This is a genomic window from Halomonas sp. SS10-MC5 (assembly GCF_015992245.1).
GTDB classification, from domain to species: domain Bacteria; phylum Pseudomonadota; class Gammaproteobacteria; order Pseudomonadales; family Halomonadaceae; genus Halomonas; species Halomonas sulfidoxydans.
Window position 1 is genome coordinate 1,862,093 of the sequence record NZ_CP065435.1, and the last position, 18,863, is coordinate 1,880,955.

An 18,863-nucleotide genomic window follows, 5' to 3' on the forward strand; every position below is an offset into this window, starting at 1 on the left:
GACGGCTTACGTCATGGCTGCAAGGCGCTTGCCTTCATCGGGGGCGTAGCCGATGCTATTAGCACCGGCTTGCTGCGTTGCAGTATTCGACGGCGCCGGGTTCTCCCTCTCCGGTCGAGGCGTAGTACATGGACAGTCAGGATCGGTTGACCACCAACGGCCATATCGCAAACCGCACCTTCGACGAGATAGCCATCGGCGATACGGCATCGCTCGAGAAGCGCCTGACCCTCGACGACATCAAGCTTTTCGCGATCATGTCAGGCGACATCAACCCGGCGCATCTCGATGACGACTTCGCCAGGAGCACGCGCTTCCAGGAGGTGGTCGCGCACGGCATGTGGGGCGGGGCGCTGATCTCCACCGTGCTGGGCACCGAGCTGCCCGGACCCGGCACCATCTACCTGAGCCAGACGCTGCGCTTTCGCAGGCCGGTCCGGTTGGGCGACGTGTTGCGGGTGAGCGTGCGTGCGCAGGCCAAGGACGAGCGGCTCAAGCGCATCGTCTTCCAGTGCCTGTGCACCAACCAGAACGGCGAGACCGTCATCGAGGGCGAGGCGGAGGTGCAGGCGCCGACCGAGAAGATCGTTCGGCCGCGTGCCGTTCTGCCGCGGGTACGCCTGGCCGAGCGGGCGCGCCTGCACGAGATGCTCAGCGCCGCTGAGCATCCCGCGCCGGTGAGCATGGCGGTGGTGCACCCCGTGGACGAGGCGTCGATCCTTGGCGCCTTCGAGTCGGCGCGCCAGGGACTGATCCGCCCGGTGCTGGTGGGGCCCAAGGCCAAGGTACATGCCGCCGCCGCAGCCGCCGGAGTCGACATCGCCGAGTTCGAACTCGTCGACGTGCCGCACAGCCATGCCGCGGCGGCCGAGGCGGTGGCCTTGACCCGGGCGGGGCGGGTAGAGGCGCTGATGAAGGGCGCGTTGCATACCGACGAGCTGCTGCACGAGGTGGTCAAGCGCGACACCGGCCTGCGCACCGAGCGCTGCCTGAGCCACGTGATGGCGTTCGACGTGCCGACCTACCCGCGACCACTGTTCATCACCGATGCGGCCATCAACATCTACCCGACGCTGGCCGACAAGAAGGACATCGTGCAGAACGCCATCGACCTGGCCCATGCGGTGGGCAACGCCTCGCCCCGGGTGGCGATCCTGTCGGCAGTGGAAACGGTCAACCCCAAGATCGCTTCGACCCTCGAGGCCGCCGCGCTGTGCAAGATGGCCGAACGCGGACAGATCCTCGGCGGCGTGCTCGACGGCCCGCTGGCCTTCGACAATGCCGTTTCCGAAGCGGCCGCCGCGGCCAAGGGCATCGTCTCGCCGGTGGCCGGGCGTGCCGACATCCTGGTCGCTCCCGATCTCGAGTCGGCCAACATGCTGATGAAGCAGCTCACCTACCTGGCCGATGCCAGCGGTGCCGGCCTGGTGATGGGGGCACGGGTACCGATCGTGCTGACCAGCCGCGCCGAGGATGCCATCACCCGCCTGGCTTCCTGCGCCTTGGCGCTGCTGGTGGCGGAGCAGCGCAAGAAGAGTGGGCCATGAGCGGGGAGATCCTGGTCGTCAACAGCGGCTCCTCGAGCCTCAAGTTCGCTCTGTTCGAGGCCGTGCCCGCCGAGACCCCCATAGGCCTGAGGCTGCGCTGTCGCGGCCAGTTCGCGGGGCTCGGGGACCAGGCTCGCGTCGAGCTGGGCGCGGGGTTCGACGAGCCCCCGAGCGATGCGAACACCGCCGCACTGTGCAACGTACCGCCCATGCTGGGCCACCCGGGTGCCCTGGCCCGCCTGCTCGAATGGGTGGAGGCGAATCCGGCCCTGGGCGACCTGCGTGCCGTGGGGCATCGCATCGTGCATGGCGGGGCGAAGTATCGCGATCCGCTGCGCCTCGACGAAAGCAACCTCGGCGAACTGCAGGAGCTCGTGACATTGGCGCCCTTGCATCAGCCGCATGGCCTGGCGGCGGTGCGGGCATTGGCCGACCTGCGGCCGGCACTGCCTCAGGTCGCCTGCTTCGATACCGCCTTTCACGCCGGCCAGCCGGCGGTGGCCCAGAGCTTCCCGCTGCCGCGCCGCTATCGCCAGCAAGGCGTGATCCGCTACGGCTTCCATGGGCTCTCCTTCGACTATGTCAGCCGTGTCCTGGGCGAGCAGGAGTTGCCGCAGCACCGCCAGGCGGCATCGAGCGGGCGGGTGATCATCGCCCACCTGGGCAATGGCGCCAGCCTGTGTGCGCTGCGCGATGGCCGCAGCGTCGCCGCCACGACCGGGTTCACGGCGCTCGAAGGGCTGATGATGGGCACCCGCAGCGGCAGCCTCGACCCCGGTCTGGTGCTGCACCTGATCCTGCAGGAGGGCATGAGCGCCGAGGCGGTACAGCGCATGCTCTACCGGGAGTCGGGCCTGCTCGGTGTGTCGGGGATCAGCGGCGACATGCGCGAACTGCTGGCCAGCCGGGCGCCTGCCGCGGCGGAGGCCATCGAGCTTTACGTCTACCGCATCGTGCGCGAGATCGGCAGCCTCGCGGCGGCCCTGGGCGGGCTCGACCATCTGGTCTTCACCGCCGGCATCGGCGAACACGCCGCCCCGGTGCGCGCCGCCGTGGCCAAGGGCTGCGAGTGGCTCGGCGCGCGGCTCGACACCGAGGCCAACGCCGTCCATGCCACCGACATCGCCGCTCCCGACAGCCGGCTGGGGCTGTGGGTCATTCCCACCGACGAGGAGCGCATGATCGCCTGGTATACGGCCGGCGTCATGCTCCGCTAGCGGGAGGCAGGCCGCTCGGCGCTGCCTCCAAGTGCGGTGTGACATCAAGGGTGGCAGACGAAGTAGTCGTTCTGGATGTCGTGCTCGAGCTGGTGAACCGCGATATCGCCGAAGCCGGCCTCCTCCAGGTAGGCCAGCGCGCGCTCGCGCCCCCACATGGTACCCAGCCCTTCGCCGCCCTGGGCCAGGGATACCGTCATGCAGTGGCTCACCGAGACCGCGTAGAGCATGGTACCCAGCGGGTGTTCGCGGTCGAGGTGGTGGTGGCTCGAGGCATGAATGTCCTGCACCAGGTAGGCGCCGCCCGGCGCCAGACTGCGACGAATGCCCCTGAGCAGACTGCGTGGCCGCGCCTGGTCGTGGATGCCATCGAAGGTGGTGACCAGGTCGAAGGCCTCGGGCTCGGCGGTCTCGTCGAAGTCGCTCAGGTCACGCACCTCGAACGTGAGATTGGCAAGCCCGGCGCGATCGGCTTCACGCCTGGCCCAGTCGATGGCCTCCTGTGACAGGTCGTAGCCGACGAAGCGGCTGGCGGGATAGCGCTGGGCCATGGCCATCAGCGCCCGCCCGCGACCGCAGGCGCAGTCGAGCACCCGGATGCCACGCTCGAGTCGCTCGGTGAGGCCCTCGGCCAGCGGCAGGATGGCATCGAACAGGGCCGGCAGCACGGTCTGGCCGCTGTCGCTGGCCATCACTTCCTGGAAGCGTGGATAGCGCGAGTAGGGCACGCCGCCGCCTTCGCGGAAACAGCGCACCACATCGTCCTCCACGCTGCCCAGAATGGCGATAAACTGCGAGTAGACGGCGAGGTTGGCCGGGCCCTTGTCCGTCAGCAGCAGGGCATGCTCCTGTGGCAGCCAATAGGTACCGATCGACGGATCGGTCTCGACGACGCCGCTGGCGACCATGCCCCCTAGCCATTCGCGGACGTAGCGTTCGTCGAGCTCGGTGCGCGTGGCCAGGGCCTCGCTGGTTTCGGGAGGCGCTTCGGCCATGGCCGCCAGCAGGCCGGTGCGATGACCGAGCGAGAGCAGCAGCATCAGGCCGCTTGCGTTGAGCGCCTCGACCAGGCGTGCCTCGAAGGCTTCGGTCGTGGTGGCAGCGCCAGTGTTGGTTTCCTGGGCGCCAAGAGTGGGAACATCACACATGGTGGCTCTCCTTCGTGTTGTCGTTGTCGTTGGCGTTGTCGTGCAGGATCACGTTACGACCGTCGGCGCGGCATCACGCAGGAGCAAAGCGACGCAATCGGGAGTTTTCTGCCATGGGGAACGATGTCGAAGCCGATGAGCCGCTGACCATTGCGTTGCTGGCCACGCCCGAGGCGACCGCCTCGACGCTGTACGGAATGTTCGACCTGTTCGGCTCGGCGGGGCGGGATTGGAATTTCCTGGTCCACGGGCGGATGGGCGAGCCTCTGCTGCGCCCGCTGATCGTCTCGCGCAGCGGCGAAGGCTTCCGCGCTCCCAATGGCGCCTGGGTCCAGCCTGACTGCAGCCTGGAGGCGTGCCCGCCGATCACCGCGGCCTGCATACCGGATCTCTTCATTGCCCCCGAAGCGCGGCTGGCGGGGTGCTACGGGGCCGAGATCGCCTGGTTGCGCGAACGTCACGTCCAGGGGGCCCTGTTGGCGGCGGCCTGCACCGGCGCCATGCTGCTGGCCGAGGCGGGATTGCTGGCAGGGCAGGAGGCCACCACCCACTGGGCCTACTGCGAGGCCTTGGCGCGACGCTATCCGGAGGTGCGGGTGTACCCGCATCGCATCCTGGTCGCCAGCGGGGAAGGGCAACGGTTGATCATGGCCGGCGGCGGTACCAGCTGGTTCGATCTCGCCCTCTACCTGGTGGCGCGCCTGGTTGGCACCGACGAGGCAATGCGCCTGGCCCGTGTCCACCTGATCGACTGGCATCAGGACGGGCAGCAGCCCTACGCCGTGCTCAGTAGTTCACGGCAAGTGGCGGATGCCTGCATCGCGCGCTGCCAGGTGTGGGTCGCCCAGCACTACGACGACCACTCGCCGGTGGCCTGCATGGTGGAGGTCAGCGGCCTGTCGGAACGCGCCTTCAAGCGCCGCTTCAAGGCGGCGACCGGCATGACGCCGATGGACTATGTGCACACTTTGCGCCTGGAGGAGGCGAAGCAGCTGCTGGAGCAGGGCGACGAGCCGATCGAAGCGATCGCCGAACAGCTCGGTTATGCCGACCCCAGCTTCTTTCGTCGTCTGTTCGGTCGTCGCGTGGGGCTGACGCCCAGCCGCTACCGGCGGCGCTTCCGCGGGCTGCGACTGCGCCTGTCTTGAGGCGATCTGTTGCGCTACAGCGTCTGCCAGGGCGCGGCCGGAGGCTCGGCGAGCAGCCCCGCCAGCGTATCCAGCGCCTGGGCCAGCGCCTCGCGCGAGGGCGCGGCACTGAGGCACAGCCGCAGCGCCTGGGGCGCGGGTTCGCTGCCCACGCAGAAGGGCTCGGCGCTGCTGACCAGGACCCGGCGCTGCGCCAGCGCTTCCACGAACACGGCGCTGCGCAGCCCCTCCGGCAGCGGCAGCCACAGGTTGTTGCCATGCGGGCGTCCGCTCACGGCATAGCCGGCCAGGCGTTCCCGGGCCATGCGCTGGCGCTCCCCCAACTCCTCGATCAGCCAGTCGAGCAGGGCGTCGCTCTCTTCGCTTGCCACCCAGCGACACACCGCCTCGACCATCAGCGGCGGCACCATCCAGCTCTGGGCGCGCAGCGCCGTGCCCAGCCGCTCGCGCAGCGCCGGCGGCGCCAGCAGCGTACCGATGCGCAGGCCGCCGGCCAGCACCTTGGCGGTGCTGAAGAGAAACAGCGTGCGCTCCGGCGCCAGGCGGTAGACCGGCGTGCCGCGCTCCGCCTCGGGCAGGTACTGCACGCCATCCTCGACGACCCAGAAGTCGTGGCGACGGGCCAGGGCCACCAGGCGTTCGCGGCGCGCTTCGCTCATGGGCGTGCCGGTGGGGTTGTTCTGATCCGGCGTGACGTAGACCAGCCGCGGTGGCTGCTGCGCGCAGAGCCGCGCCAGGGCGTCCATGTCCATGCCCTCGGCGTCCATCGGCACGCCCACCAGCTTGAGGTGCGCCTGGCTGGCGGCGGTGATCAGGCCCGGATAGGTGAGCACGTCGGCGGCGATGCGCTCGCCCGGCCGCGTCAACGTCTGCAGCGCCAGGTGGATGCCGTGCTGGCCGCCCTGGGTGACGACCAGCGGCTCGGGCTCGGCGGGCATGCCCAGGCGGGTCATCCACGCGGCCAGCTGTTCGCGGTGGGCGGGAACGCCGCGATCCGGCTGGTACTCCACGGCGCGCTGGAGAATCGCGGGCTGCTCGGCGATCTCTTGCAGCACGCGCCCCAGGCTGGCGACTCGCATCGGGTGCGGCGGCGGCAGGCTCAGGCTGAGGTCGATGGTGCCATCCTCGACGGGGCGGCTGGCCAGAAAATCCTGGCCTGACGCCGCCTCGTTGCCGCGCACGAAGGTACCGCTGCCCACGCGGGCCACCACCCACCCCTGACGCTCGGCTTCGGCATAGGCACGGGTCACGGTTCCCACGGTAACCCCCAGGCGGTCGGCCAGGCGGCGCTGCGGCGGGAGTTTCTGCCCCGGCAGGAGTTCACCGGCCTGCACCGCCACGGCGATGGACTCGGCGATGGCGCGGTAGCGCACGCCCGTTTCGGCAAGCTGTGGAACCCACATTGTCATGGTGACAATAAAACCTTTGACGGCGGATTTAGCCTCATTATGCTGACAATTGTAGGAAAATTCCAATCCTGACGATAAATTGTATGGGTACAAAAACATGGAAGCTCTGGCGTTTCTCGGCCCTGCGGCACTCTACATGATCTCGATGACCATCACCCCGGGGCCCAACAACATGATGCTTACGGCCTCGGGGGCCAACTACGGCTTCATGCGTACCTTGCCGCACATCTTCGGCATCCTGGGCGGCTGCTTCCTGCTGTTTGCCGCCATCGCCCTGGGGCTGGGGTTGATCTTCGAACGCTACCCCGCGGTGCAGATGACCCTGCGTGTGGTCGGCAGCGCCTACCTGCTCTACCTGGCCTGGAAGATCGCCACGGCGCCGCCGCCCGACCTGCGCCACAAGGGCGAGGGGCGGCCGCTCAGCTTCTGGCAGGCGGCGGCCTTCCAGTTCGCCAACCCCAAGGCATGGGTGATGGGCCTGGCGCTGATGGCGGGCTTCCTGCCCGAGGGGGGCGACACCGTCCTCAACGCGCTGCTGCTGGCCGGGTTCGCCGAGCTGGTGGGCCTGCCCTGCATCGCGCTGTGGGCGGGCTTCGGAATGGCCATCGGGCAGTGGCTCGACACACCGCGTGCCTGGCGCGTCTTCAATGGGACCATGGGTGGGCTCACCGCAGCCTGCGTCTACTTCATCCTGGCCTGATGTGCCGGGCGGTAAGGCGGCTGGCGTTACAGGAATGGTTCCAGCTCCTCCCGGCTCATGTTGCCGCCGGTGATCACCACCACCACGTCGCCTTCGGGCGGAAGCGCGACAGCTTCCTCCAGCAGGGCGGCGACGCCCACCGCGGCGCCCGGTTCGGCCATCAGCTTGGCCTGGTAGAGCAGGTGGTGCAGGGCGCGGCCGATGGCCGCGTCGTCTACCTGCGCGAGTGCCCGTACGGTTTCACGGCAGATGGGGTAGGTATGCTCGCCGACGATGGCCGCGCCCAGGCTCTTGGCGCAGGTTTCCACCTTGCCTAGACGCGAAGGCGCGCCCTGGGCCCAGGCGTGGGCCATGCTGGCGGCGCCGCAGGGTTCCACGCCGAAGAGTGCCAGCTCAGGGCGCAGCGCCGCGGCGGCCGAGCCGATGCCGGCGATCAGCCCGCCGCCGCCCACCGGGCAGAGGATGGCCGTGGCCTCGGGTGCCTGCTCGAGGATCTCGAGACCCACCGTGCCCTGGCCGGCGATGATGCGCTCGTCGTCGTAGGGGTGGACCAGCGTCAGCCCGCGCTCAGCCACCAGCTCATGCATCCGCTCCCAGGCGGCGTTGATGTCGCCGTACAGGATCACCTCGGCACCCAGCTCACGGCTGCCCTCCACCTTGAACCGGCTGGCGTTCTCCGGCATCACGATGGTGACCGGTACGCCGGCCTGGCCTGCCGCCCAGGCGAGCCCCAGGGCATGGTTGCCCGCCGATACCGCCCCCAGGCCGCCGGCCAGCTCCTCACGTTTGGCGGTACGCACCCAGTGCAGGGCGCCGCGCGGCTTGAACGAGCCGGTGCGCTGGAACAGTTCCCCCTTGAGCCACACGCGACGGCCCAGTCGGTCCGACAACCCATGGTCGAGCAGCAGGGGAGTGGGCGGGAGGGTGTCGGCAATGAGCCGCTGGGCTGACTGAAGGCGTTCGAGCGGGAGCATGGGCTACCCCTACAGCAGGTTGTAAAGAATGACGAACAGGCTCGTGCCGGTGATGAGAAAGGCAAGGATCGACAGCAGGCCGTCACGCGCCATGATCGCCAGGCCGAAGAAGGTCAGGGCCACGCCGGCGATGTTGACCGTGAGCGGCACCAGTTCCATGGGCGGCATGGCCAGGGCCAGCACGAAGCACGACAGGGCGGTGAGCTGAATGCCAAGCGGGCCGGTCATGAAGGAGAAGCGCGGGTGCAGTAGCCGGTCGATCCACTGGGCCGGCTTGTACATCCACTTGAGCCCCTTGTGCACCTTGTCGCTGGGCAGCGTTCGGTTGCGCAGCCAGCGTGGCAGCCAGAAGGTGCGTCGACCGATCAGCAGCTGTGCGCAGACCAGCAGCGTGAACAGGGCCATCAGCGTGGGTACGCCGGGGATACCACTGACGATGGGCATCAGCGTCACGAGCCCGGCCAGCAGCAGCAGCGGGCCGAAGGCGCGCCGGCCGATGGCGTCCAGCACCTCGTCGAAGCGGATGCGCCCAGAGGGTGTATCGATCGATTCGATGGCCTGCATGAGTTCGACCAGGCTATGTGGCTCCTTGACGTCATCCGCTTTCGTGTCTCGTGAGGCCTGCATCCTTTCTCCCATTGGCTCTCCCTTTGCGTGCACAAGAACTCCTGATGGCTCACAGCATAGCGCCAACGCGGCGGGACGTGCTCATGCCGCCGCCGTGTCTACCCGCCCTGACCGGATCGTCGACCCGCTCGGGTCAGACCAAAGCGGAATTGCTGGCGCGCACTTATGCCATTGCTCTATATCCAGAGATCGAATTTGTCTTCCACGTTTTCTCAACTTTTCGCTTCGCAGGCCGATGGGATAAGGGAAACCACCCAAAAAAACCAGAACGCGTCATGCAAGGGGCGATGTATGAAGAACCTATCCATCAAGTGGAGCCTGACAGCAGCACTCGCGGTACTGGTGCTGATGATCGGTTTGATCAGCGGGCTGGGGTTCTACTCCAGCGGCAAGGGTGAAGCGGCCCTGCACGAGCTGGCGGAAACCAACATGAAGCTGGCCGACACGGCCAACCGGGCGCAGGTGAACGTGCTGCGCGCCCAGACCTTCCTCGACCGCTATGCCAGCCTCAGCACCCAGGGCAACCCGGACAAGGCTGGTGAGAACCAACAGTTGGCGGCGGCCGCGATTGAAACGGCACAGCAGCGCTTCGCTGAATTCCGTGAAGTGTCACTCGACCCCGCGGATACTCGTACACCACACGTCGTGGCCATCACCGAGGCTTACGATGCGCTCGTCAACGAGGGCCTGGTGCCGCTGCTGGATGCCGCGCCGTTCCAGGTCCAGCGCAGCCAGGAGCAATTGGCCGAGCTGGGCGCGCAGCTCGATCGGGCCATGGATACTTTTATCCATTACATCGAAGAGCGCGCCGTCCACGATATCGAGGCGGTCGAGGCCCTGGATCGCAACGTGACGATCATCGCCACGACGCTGCTGGTGGCGGGGCTGGTGGCCGCTTTCCTGATTCGCCTCGCCCTGATGCGGGTGGTCGTGACCCCGCTGCGCGAAGCAATAGTGCATTTCCAGCGTATCGCCGATGGCGACCTGACCGCACGGATCGAGGACCGCGGTCGCAACGAGATCGGCCAGCTTTACGCTGCGCTGAAGGGGATGCAGGAAAAGCTCAAGGTGCTGGTGATCTCGCTGCGCGACAGCAGCGAGAACGTCTTTACCGGCGCCGGCGAGATCGCCACGGGCAGCCAGGATCTCTCCTCGCGCACCGAGCAGCAGGCCTCCGCCCTTCAGGAAACCGCCTCCAGCATGGAGGAGATGGCCTCCACGGTGAGCAAGAACACCGACACGTCGATCGAGGCCGACCGGCTCTCTGCCTCTGCCTCGCAGACCGCCGAGGCCGGTGGCCAGGAGGTCGAGCGCACCGTGAAACTGATGCGCGAGATCGCCGAAAGCGCCAAGCGCATCAATGACATCATCGGCGTCATCGACTCCATCGCCTTCCAGACCAACATCCTGGCGCTGAACGCCTCGGTGGAGGCGGCAAGGGCCGGGGAGCAGGGCCGCGGCTTCGCCGTGGTGGCCAGCGAAGTGCGCTCCCTGGCCAGCCGCAGCGCGGAGTCGGCCAAGGAGATCCGTGGCCTGATCGAGGACACCACCGCGCGCATCTCCAGCGGCGCCGAGCAGGCGGAACGCAGCGGCCAGACCATCAACGACACCGTCGACTCGATCCGCCAGGTCAGTGCCCTGATGGCCGAGATCTCCACTGCGACGCGGGAGCAGAACAGCGGCATCGAGCAGATCAACACCGCACTGACCGAGATGGATTCGGTGACCCAGCAGAACGCCTCCCTGGTGCAGCAGACCAGTGCCGCAGCGGCCTCACTGGAGGAGCAGGCTCGTAACCTCGCCGCACTGATTGCCACCTTCCGCGTCGACGAGCACGCCACGCCCAAGGCGGTGAAAAACGAGCGGGCGTCCACCGCCCGGAGCGAAACACGAGGTGGCAGGGCAGAGCGGCAGGCCAGCCAGCACCAGCTCGTTCACCTGACAGATCCCAAGCCGTCCAGCGCTCGCCAGCGCTCGAACGTCGAAGAGGACTGGAGCGAGTTCTAGCGTTGGGTCCGCCGGGTTCTCCTGCGCCGGTTCTTCAACCTCCGACCTGACCGGCTCGGGGTGTTTCGTCGCCAGGCTTGGCGCCCAGCCATCTGCATGTAATTTTTTGTTTAAAACAAGGGCTTATGGTCTCTCCGCGACTAGACTGCCGGTAGGAAAGGCAATCCAGGGAGAGAGCGATGGCTAGGGATCCGGTACATGGCAGCCTGCCGACGGCAACCGTGGGCGAAACCTTGGCGGTGGTGGGCAACGTCTTCGTTCCCAACATCGCCAAGGGGGTGATCATCCGTCGCCCCAGGGTGGTGGGCATGGCGGAGAAGCTTGGCCTGGACAAGCACAGCATCCGCCGCCTGCAAAAGCTCAACGAGAAGTACGGCGCCGGTCCGTTGATGCTGCACACCCCCAAGAGCAAGCCCATGGCGCTGGTGCTCGACCCCGACCACGCCAACCGTGTGCTCAACGAGACGCCCGAGCCTTTCGCCACCGCTGAATGGGCCAAGCAGAAAGCCCTGGAGCACTTCGAGCCCGACATGGCGTTGGTTTCTCACGGCCCCGAGCGTGCCGAACGCCGCCGTTTCAATGAGGAAGTATTGCAGAGCGGGTGCCCCGTGCACGGCCTGGGGGCGCGATTTGCCCAGGTGGTCGAGCAGGAAGCCAGCGAGCTGCTCACCTTCGTGGAACGGCACGACGGCAAGCTCGACTGGGGCATGTTCGAGGAAACCTGGAACCGGGTGGTGCGCCGCGTGGTGCTGGGCGATACCGCGCGCGACGACCGCGCCTTGACCGAGATGCTGGAAAAGCTGCGTTCCGCCGGCAACTGGGCCTTCCTGCATCCGGGCCATGACCGCCTGCGCGATACCTTTCACGAGCGTCTCCGCACCTACCTCAAGCGGGGGGAGGCGGGCAGCCTGGCCGCCGAAGTGGCGCGGGCTTCGACCGACGCCGTCACCCAGCCGGAGCACCAGGTGCCGCAATACCTGTTTGCCTTCGATCCGGCCGGCATGACCACCTTCCGTGCCCTGGCGCTGCTGGCTGCGCATCCCGGCCAGGCCGAGCGGGCGCAGGCCGAGGTCACCGAGCACGGCCTGGAGCGAGCGCCCAAGCTCAACTTCCTGAGAGCCTGTGTACTCGAGTCGCTGCGACTGTGGCCCACCACACCGCTGCTATTGCGCCAGACCACCGAAGCGACCGAATGGGAGAACGGCACGATGCCGGCGCAAACCTCGGTACTGCTGCTGGCCCCCTATTTCCACCGCGACGATCGCTATTTGGACGATGCCAATCGGTTCGATCCCGACCTCTGGCTGCAGCCGGGCGAAGCCGGGAACTGGCCGTTGGTTCCGTTCAGCGGCGGCAGCGGCATCTGCCCGGGCAGGCACGTGGTGCTACTGGTGACCAGCCTCATGCTGGCCCAGTTGCTGAAGGGGCGGGAGTACCGGTTGAACCCGCCGACTCGGTTGCTCAGCAGCAGGCCGATGCCGCCGCTGCTCAACAACTACGGTCTGGCCTTCGACTGCAGGGCGTGTTGAGCGCCGCGGCCGTGTGTCGCGCGGCTCAACCAAGGGCGGCGCGTTGCCTGCGGCGCTCGCTCTTGTCGTCGTACATGCGCTCGTCGGCCAGGGCGAGCACTTCCTGGGCTGACGTCTCGCATGAGCTGGCGCCACCCAGGCTCAAGCGAAGCTCCAGCGTCAAGCGCTCGCCATTGGCCGAGGTGATGGAGCAGCGCTGGCCTTCGAGATGCGTTCTGATCAGGCTGGCCAAGCGGTTCGCGGCCGCTAGATCGGCGGAGGGAAACAGCACGACGAATTCGTCGCCGCCGTAGCGGGCGAGGATGTCGCTGGCACGGCAGTGCACCTGAAGACGCTCGGCGACCGTGGTGATGAGCTGATCGCCCGCCACATGGCCATGGCGATCGTTCACCTGCTTGAGCCCGTCGACGTCCATCATCAGCACGGCGAAATCCAGGTTCGGTGACTGCGCCTTGCCCTGGATGCTCAGCTGCAGAGCCGACTCGAAGAAGCCGCGGTTGTAGAGCCCGGTCAACCCGTCGCGTTCCGCCGTCTTCTTCAATGCGAGATGCAGCAGCTTGTTCTCGGTGGCCGCCGCCAACTGGTCGACGAACAGCGTCAGCATGCGCTCCAGGCGCCGATCCAGCCTGGGGGCGCGCACGATCAGCCAGCCTTCGTACATGCTGAGGCGGCCTGCCATGGGGGTGGCGTACAGCTGCTCTCCGTCCGGCTTCACGCGCAGCTTGACCGTACTTTCCGGCCGCTCCTGGAGCGTTGCCAGCAGGCCGCCCAGCTGGCGTTCGTCTTCGGCGCCCAGGCGGAGGCCGGCCACGGCCGCGTAGCGCGTCACTTCGGGGCGCTGCCGCTCCTGCAGAAACACGGCGAAACCGTACTCCGGAAAATCGGCATGCAGATGCTTCAGCGAATCGTCCAGCAGGGTATGGATGTTCGAGGCGCGATTGGCCACGACGCCAAGATCGAGCAAGGCATGAAAGACGCGGTTCTGGAACTTGATCTCGGCAATGCTGCGGCCGATCTTGCGATTCTGCCCGTACATCACATAGGCGAGCGCGAGGAAATAGAGCACCGCGCCGGTGACCTGGTAGATATCCAGCTCGGTGCTGACGTAGGGGCGGAATTCGAAGCCTGCCGACAGGCCCCAGCCCAGTGCGCCGGCGGCAAACAGCGCCATGGAGACGGCCAACCGGCGCAGGCCGCCGACCACCATGTTGTTCATGAAGCAGGCGAGGCCGATGGTGACGGTGGCCAGTACATAGAAGTCCAGTACGCCGCACCACATGCCAAACAGCAGGCTGTCCAGGGCTAGATTGCGAAACTCGGCGCGTTTCGAGTCCTGCGCCAGCACGGCATGGCCATAGGCCAGCGCTGGCCACAAGAGTAGAAGCAGGCCTGGGCCGATCAAGGTCCAGCCGCTGCCCTCGACCAGGGCAATCCACAGCGTGAGGCCGAAGGTGTGACAGAAAGCGAAGGCGCGGGGTCCCAGCGTCGCCAGGGCGAGACGGTGAGGGCGCTTGAATCCGGGCTGAGCCCGAGTCGAGAGAGTCTTGAAATCTACCATGCCCGCCTGGGTCGTCTTGCCCGCTCGAGGCCGACAACCATACGTTGGAGTTATAAGCCGATTAACTTTAAGTTGACTGTAGCCTAACACTGGCGGGTAGGACTGGCATCAACCTGGTGCATCGCCGAGGGACCCGTGGCGTTTACGGCCGCTTTGAACGCTCACCCCCTGGGCCGCCCGGCTGGTCGTCGGCCGCCTGCGCGTGGGTGCGAAGCTCGCCGAAGGCCTGTGCCACATCGGCGGCATCGCGGTACCGGCGCGAGGGCAGTTGCGCGACGATGTCGCGTATCTCTCGCTCCTCGCCCCTCACGACATCGACAAGGTCTGCGTGACCCACGGGAAAATCGATGCCTCTCAGTGCCTTCTCGAGGTCGGCGGCCGACACGGCCCGTGTCGGGTGGGAAGTAAGCATATGCCGTTCATAGCGGCTCTTCTGCTCGAACGTGGCGCCGCAGATCTCGCAAGTGAACTGTGCCATCAACGTAGCTCTCCCACGGCGCGCTGAACGTCCGCCATCGTGTCGTACCTGCGGCGGGGAAACTCGTTCAGTACCTCGATGACCTCGGCCGCGGCGCGGTTGGTCTTGGCCTGATGGATCAGCGCGGCCTTGTCGCAGGGGAAGTCCACCCCCTTGAGCGCCTGGGCGATCCCGGCCGCCGAAGCCGTGCTGCTGGCCGCCTGGCCACCACGCTCGCCGCCCTTGCTGCGGTCTCCCGCGGGCGCGTGGCTTTCCGGCTGCATGTGCGGTCGGGCGAGGTCGCCGCCCTCCAGTGCCTCGGTCGGCCACTCCCGCCGATCCAACCCCAGAGTCCTGAACAGATCCGCCTTGCCGCTGATCGTCACATCCTCCTCGCCGAGATCGTCGTGCGCACCGATCAGCAGCAGCTGGACGCTCTCGTAGTCGAGCAGGCGGCCATCGTCGACATCGATCCAGCGCCGGTCGGCGAACTTGTCCTGCAAGCGCTTGGGATAGTTCGGTTTGGACTCGGGGAAACCGGGTACCTCCAGGGAGGGGTTGCGCACCGAGATGATGAAGCTGGCCTCGGCCAGGATGCCCAATTCCCGCTGGGCCTTGCCGGGCCTGCCTGGGCGGCTGAGGCGGTAGGCCAGGCGGGAGCTGTTGCCGCGCTCGAAAATCGCGTAGCGACCCTCGCCGGCAGGAATGGCCTCGCCCTGCTCCTGCTCGCCGCGGGTCCTGGTTTCGTACTCCAGCGGCGCCAAGGCCTCGCCGATCGCCTTGGGCTTTCCCGTCAGGTCGACCATCATCCATTCACGGGCGGTGGACTTGGGCTTGCCCTTCACGATCTCCGGCAACCGCTTCTTGCCCACCAGCAGCAGGCGGGCGGTCTCGCGATCGTCCGGCACCAGCACCACGTGCAGGCGTTGTACGTCGTCGAGCGACTGCACCGTCGTCGTATTCACCTTGGGCCGGTAGAAGAAATGGATCTCTCCTTTCTCGACATGATCCGCCATCTGGCACCTCCTGTGCTGGAATGGGCGTGTCGCGACAAGAATCCTTATCTCTGGTTAGCAGAGAGGCGCCGAGCCTGCAAAGAGGGTACCGCTGGCGGCGGCCACCAACGAGCGCTATCTTGGAATTCGATTCACTCCGGAAGCCTGTCATGTCGGACGCCACCAAACCCCTGTTCTGGCGCGACCCGCGCATGCCGCACGTGGAACTGCGCAAGGTCGATGACGGCCGCAGGGTCTGCTACGCCCCGCACAGCCACGCCCATTGGTCGCTGGGCGCCATTACCGCCGGGGAGAGCTCCTTCCGCTACCGGGAGGATTGCTACCACGTGCATGCCGGCACCCTGGTGCTGATGAATCCCGACTGGATGCACGCCTGCCGCGCCATTGACGACCGGCCCTGGGCCTACCTGATGCTCTACGTCGATACCGACTGGCTCACTGAGCTGCGCCATCAGGCCGGGCTGCTGGCATCGCCGCGCTGGCAGGATTTCGCCACCGCCGTGATTCGCAGTCCCACGTGGTATGAGGGGTACTGTCACATGGCGGCATGCCTGCTCGAGCCGACCCGTGACCTGCTGGACAAGCAAACGGTGGTGGTCGAATACCTCGCCGCCCTGATGCACGAGCTGGCCGGCCAGCCGGCCCGGGCAGTGGCCAGGGCGCCGGCCGTGTTGAAGGAGCTGGCGGCCTACCTGGATGCGCATGCGACGGAGGAGATCTCACTGGACGACCTGTGCGAGCGTTCCGGCTACAGCCCCGGCCACGTCATTCGCGCCTTCAAGCAGCACTTCGGCTTCACGCCGCACGCCTACCTGATCAACCGGCGCATCCAGTTGGGCCAGCGCGAACTGAAGCGCGGTACGCCGATTGCCGAGGCGGCGCTGAACGCCGGTTTCGCCGACCAGCCGCACTTCCAGCGCACCTTCAAGCGCCTGGTGGCCGCCACACCGAATCAGTACCGGCAGCCCTCACTCGAGAAGTAGGTACAAGCAGCTAGCGACGAGCAGCACCGCCAGCGTGCGATTGACGGTGGTCAGCACGGCCGGCCTGTGCACGTAGCGACGCAGGAAGGCCCCGGCATAGACCCAACTCCCCAGCGACAGCCAACAGATCGGCAGGTAGAGCCCGGCGAACAGCAACACCTGATTCAGATCGCTGCCGCTGGTGTAGGCGCCGATGCCCGAGGCCGACGCCAGCCACGCCTTGGGGTTGAGCCACTGCATCAGCGCCCCCGTCATGAAGCCCGGCGCCCGCGGGGCCTCGCTCTCGGGCAGGCGGCCTTCGTCGCGAAACAGCCGAACGCTCATATAGAGCAGAAACGCCACCCCCGCCCAGCGCAGTGCCCGATCCAACCCCGGCACCACCGCCAGCACCGAGTAGAGCCCCAGCCCCACGGCAACGAACAGCACCACGAAGCCCAGCGTGGCTCCAGTGACGAACACCAGCCCCTGCGACAGAGGGTAGCGCGTGCCGCTGCTCAGGCAGACCAGGTTCACCGGCCCCGGCGAGATCGAGGCCGCAAGGGCAAACGCCGACATCGGCAGTATCATGGCAAGGCTCATCGTCATCCTCCTGGGTGGCAATGAGCCAAGCGTGCCGTACGGCTGGGGCCGCGGTATTGAACGAAATTGAGGTATTACCTGCCGAGCGCCTCCAGCAGCAGCCGGGCCGTCGGCTCGGAGGAGGGGGGATTCTGGCCGGTGATCAGCCGCCCGTCCTGGCGGGTGTAGGGCGTGAAGACATCGGCCTTGGTGTAGTGGGCGCCGCCCTCTTTGAGGGCGTTTTCCACCAGGTGCGGAACGACTTCGGTGAGGCCCACGGCTTCTTCCTCCTCGTTGGTGAAGCCGGTGACCTGGCGCCCACGGATGATCGGATTCCCTTCCTCATCACGCGCATGGAGCAGCACGATGGGCGCGTGGCAAACGGCGGCCACCGGTTTCTGCTGTGCCCAGAAGGCCTCGATCAGGCGGATCGAATCCGCATCGTCGACCAAATCCCAGAGCGGGCCATGGCCGCCGGGGTAGAAGATGGCGTCGAAATCGTCGGCGCTCACCTCGCTCAGTTTGTGTGTATTGGCCAGCGCCTGCTGGGCCTGGTCGTCCTGCTGGAAGCGGCGGGTCGCCTCGGTTTGGCTCTCTTCGGCGTCGCTCTTGGGGTCCAGCGGTGGCTTGCCACCCTTGGGCGAGGCCAGCACCACCTCAGCGCCGGCGTCCAGGCAGGCGTAGTAGGGTGCCGCCAGCTCCTCCAGCCAGAAACCGGTAGGCTCGCCGGTATCGCCGAGACGGTCGTGGGAGGTCAAGACCATCAGAATTCTCTTGCTCATGGGGCTCTCCTTTTCACTCATACGTTGACGGGTCACTCACTCATTTACGGGCCAAGTTCCCGATGCGTCCCTTCCCCAAAACCCTCAATAACCCATTGCGGCATGCCCTGAGCAGAGGATAGAGCCGTGCCGTGCGCTCCTGGCTTGAAAAGAGCCGATACATCGTTCGATTGAACGCGCCGCTGCGGGTACCGAGCAGGGTGAGGCGGTGCAGGGCTTCGCTGCCGTGATACCAGCGCTCGCCTACCTGCAGGGCGAAGCCCTCATCCAGGTCAATGCCCAGGTTTGTGAGCTCCCGGCGTGCTGCGCTGTTCTGCCTCGCGTCGATCAGCTCCAGTTCGCCGACCTCCTGGCGGATGCGCTGCCAGCGTACGTAGCGGCGGCACATCGGGCAGGCGCCGTCGTACACCAGGCGGAGCTTGCGGCTCGATGCGCCCTGATCGCGCGAATCGTTCATCGTCGGCACTCTGCTATCCTGACGTCGTTGGCGAGTAGCGCTGCTCCGGCAAAGCCGGAATCTTCGAGACATGTCAGTGAGGGTAGCAATCTTCCGCGGTGGTCTCGACCGCTCATGAATGTCCAGTCCCCCATTCCCATCATTTCGAGGAGGCGAACGTGCTTCGTGTGTGGTGGCATTTCACATTACTTATTACGGCGCTTGGCCTCGTCATGGGGGGAGCCCATGTGCTTGAGCTACCGGTTCGGATGCAATACGACCCCGAGTTCTACATGCGGGTCACATCAACGCTCTATGCGTTTTTTGGTCTTGTCGGCGGGCCGCTCCAGCTCATTGCCCTCCTGGCCGCTGCCGTGCTGACCTGGTTGCTTCGTGGGCGGGTCGCGTTCCGCTCGACGCTGACGGGAACGGCCTGCCTGGCCCTTTCTCTGGCTCTCTGGTTCCTGCTCGTACAGCCGGTGAACGCCGCCTGGGCTGAGGCGCTGCTGGCCAGCCCGGCTGATGCGGTTCAGGCCTACGCCCGGTTGCGCAGCCGCTGGGAATACGGGCATGTCGCTGCCTTCGTGGCCTGGTGCCTGGGTTTTGCGTTCTTGCTGAATGGGGTGCTTCGCGAAGCGATGGCGGCCACACCCAGAGCTTGACCGCGCAATTGCCAGCCTTGCTGGGTCGGCATCGTTGCCAAGCCTTGAGCCAAGGGCGCCTTTGACCTATGCCTGAAGGTGGCGCTGATGGCGCGTCCTGCATGG

18 protein-coding genes are annotated in these 18,863 nt (G+C 66.7%); 8 read left to right on the plus strand and 10 right to left on the minus strand.

The genetic code is table 11. The annotated features are described in order from the left end of the window. Positions 1 to 128 precede the first annotated feature (128 nt). On the plus strand, positions 129 to 1,547 hold the full coding sequence (locus tag I4484_RS08780; RefSeq protein ID WP_197450569.1) for a bifunctional enoyl-CoA hydratase/phosphate acetyltransferase: 1,419 nt from the start codon (positions 129 to 131) through the stop codon (positions 1,545 to 1,547). After that, entirely contained in the window at positions 1,544 to 2,764 is a 1,221-nt protein-coding gene (locus I4484_RS08785) for an acetate/propionate family kinase (protein ID WP_197450570.1), read from the plus strand. The genes I4484_RS08780 and I4484_RS08785 overlap by 4 nt, the downstream gene beginning before the upstream one ends. 44 nt (positions 2,765 to 2,808) lie before the next feature. Here I4484_RS08785 and I4484_RS08790 read toward each other — a convergent pair whose 3' ends face one another. Continuing rightward, the gene (locus tag I4484_RS08790) at positions 2,809 to 3,912 is read right to left on the minus strand and encodes a class I SAM-dependent methyltransferase (protein ID WP_197450571.1); all 1,104 of its coding nucleotides are present in this window, start codon (positions 3,910 to 3,912) and stop codon (positions 2,809 to 2,811) included. Positions 3,913 to 4,025: 113 nt separating this feature from the next. Here I4484_RS08790 and I4484_RS08795 point away from each other — a divergent pair, with 113 nt between their 5' ends. Beyond that, on the plus strand, positions 4,026 to 5,060 hold the full coding sequence (locus I4484_RS08795; protein WP_197450572.1) for a GlxA family transcriptional regulator: 1,035 nt from the start codon (positions 4,026 to 4,028) through the stop codon (positions 5,058 to 5,060). A 14-nt stretch (positions 5,061 to 5,074) separates the two neighbouring features. Here I4484_RS08795 and I4484_RS08800 read toward each other — a convergent pair whose 3' ends face one another. Further along, the gene (locus tag I4484_RS08800; protein ID WP_197450573.1) at positions 5,075 to 6,469 is read right to left on the minus strand and encodes a PLP-dependent aminotransferase family protein; all 1,395 of its coding nucleotides are present in this window, start codon (positions 6,467 to 6,469) and stop codon (positions 5,075 to 5,077) included. A 97-nt stretch (positions 6,470 to 6,566) separates the two neighbouring features. Here I4484_RS08800 and I4484_RS08805 point away from each other — a divergent pair, with 97 nt between their 5' ends. After that, a complete protein-coding gene (locus I4484_RS08805) occupies positions 6,567 to 7,169 on the plus strand; it encodes a LysE family translocator (RefSeq protein WP_197450574.1) in 603 nt (200 codons plus the stop codon). Positions 7,170 to 7,195: 26 nt separating this feature from the next. On the opposite strand, the gene I4484_RS08810 is transcribed toward I4484_RS08805, so the two are convergent. After that, on the minus strand, positions 7,196 to 8,143 hold the full coding sequence (locus tag I4484_RS08810; RefSeq protein WP_197450575.1) for a threonine/serine dehydratase: 948 nt from the start codon (positions 8,141 to 8,143) through the stop codon (positions 7,196 to 7,198). Between the two features lie 9 nt (positions 8,144 to 8,152). After that, positions 8,153 to 8,770 (minus strand): exopolysaccharide biosynthesis protein, encoded by a 618-nt coding sequence (locus tag I4484_RS08815; protein ID WP_197450576.1) that lies wholly within the window; start codon positions 8,768 to 8,770, stop codon positions 8,153 to 8,155. Between the two features lie 291 nt (positions 8,771 to 9,061). On the opposite strand from I4484_RS08815, the gene I4484_RS08820 reads away from it, so the two are divergent. Both I4484_RS08820 and I4484_RS08825 read left to right on the plus strand, forming a co-directional pair. After that, positions 9,062 to 10,777 carry a methyl-accepting chemotaxis protein gene (locus I4484_RS08820; protein ID WP_197450577.1) on the plus strand — a complete coding sequence of 572 codons (1,716 nt, stop codon included), beginning with the start codon at positions 9,062 to 9,064 and terminating at the stop codon, positions 10,775 to 10,777. 179 nt (positions 10,778 to 10,956) lie between these two features. Continuing rightward, a complete protein-coding gene (locus I4484_RS08825; RefSeq protein ID WP_197450578.1) occupies positions 10,957 to 12,306 on the plus strand; it encodes a cytochrome P450 in 1,350 nt (449 codons plus the stop codon). Positions 12,307 to 12,331: 25 nt separating this feature from the next. Here the strand turns inward: I4484_RS08825 and I4484_RS08830 are convergent, their stop codons facing one another. The 3 genes from I4484_RS08830 to I4484_RS08840 all read right to left on the minus strand — a co-directional run bounded on the left by I4484_RS08830 (position 12,332) and on the right by I4484_RS08840 (position 15,337). Continuing rightward, entirely contained in the window at positions 12,332 to 13,864 is a 1,533-nt protein-coding gene (locus I4484_RS08830; RefSeq protein ID WP_197450579.1) for a diguanylate cyclase, read from the minus strand. A 142-nt stretch (positions 13,865 to 14,006) separates the two neighbouring features. Further along, positions 14,007 to 14,342 (minus strand): DUF2795 domain-containing protein, encoded by a 336-nt coding sequence (locus I4484_RS08835; RefSeq protein WP_197450580.1) that lies wholly within the window; start codon positions 14,340 to 14,342, stop codon positions 14,007 to 14,009. Beyond that, positions 14,342 to 15,337 (minus strand): DUF2795 domain-containing protein, encoded by a 996-nt coding sequence (locus I4484_RS08840; protein WP_197450581.1) that lies wholly within the window; start codon positions 15,335 to 15,337, stop codon positions 14,342 to 14,344. Before I4484_RS08840 ends, I4484_RS08835 begins: the two co-directional genes overlap by 1 nt. Before the next feature lie 149 nt (positions 15,338 to 15,486). Here I4484_RS08840 and I4484_RS08845 point away from each other — a divergent pair, with 149 nt between their 5' ends. Continuing rightward, positions 15,487 to 16,320 (plus strand): AraC family transcriptional regulator, encoded by an 834-nt coding sequence (locus I4484_RS08845; protein WP_197450582.1) that lies wholly within the window; start codon positions 15,487 to 15,489, stop codon positions 16,318 to 16,320. Here I4484_RS08845 and I4484_RS08850 read toward each other — a convergent pair. From I4484_RS08850 to I4484_RS08860, 3 genes are all read right to left on the minus strand, one after another. Beyond that, entirely contained in the window at positions 16,306 to 16,899 is a 594-nt protein-coding gene (locus I4484_RS08850) for a LysE family translocator (protein WP_197450583.1), read from the minus strand. The two genes, I4484_RS08845 and I4484_RS08850, sit on opposite strands and share 15 nt — an antisense overlap. 74 nt (positions 16,900 to 16,973) lie before the next feature. After that, entirely contained in the window at positions 16,974 to 17,660 is a 687-nt protein-coding gene (locus I4484_RS08855; RefSeq protein WP_197450584.1) for a type 1 glutamine amidotransferase domain-containing protein, read from the minus strand. Between the two features lie 40 nt (positions 17,661 to 17,700). Further along, complete coding sequence (locus tag I4484_RS08860) at positions 17,701 to 18,117, minus strand: DCC1-like thiol-disulfide oxidoreductase family protein (RefSeq protein WP_197450585.1); 417 nt, start codon at positions 18,115 to 18,117, stop codon at positions 17,701 to 17,703. A gap of 158 nt (positions 18,118 to 18,275) precedes the next feature. Here I4484_RS08860 and I4484_RS08865 point away from each other — a divergent pair, with 158 nt between their 5' ends. Continuing rightward, positions 18,276 to 18,758, plus strand: coding sequence for a hypothetical protein (locus tag I4484_RS08865; protein WP_197450586.1), 483 nt, complete (start codon positions 18,276 to 18,278; stop codon positions 18,756 to 18,758). Positions 18,759 to 18,863: the final 105 nt, after the last annotated feature.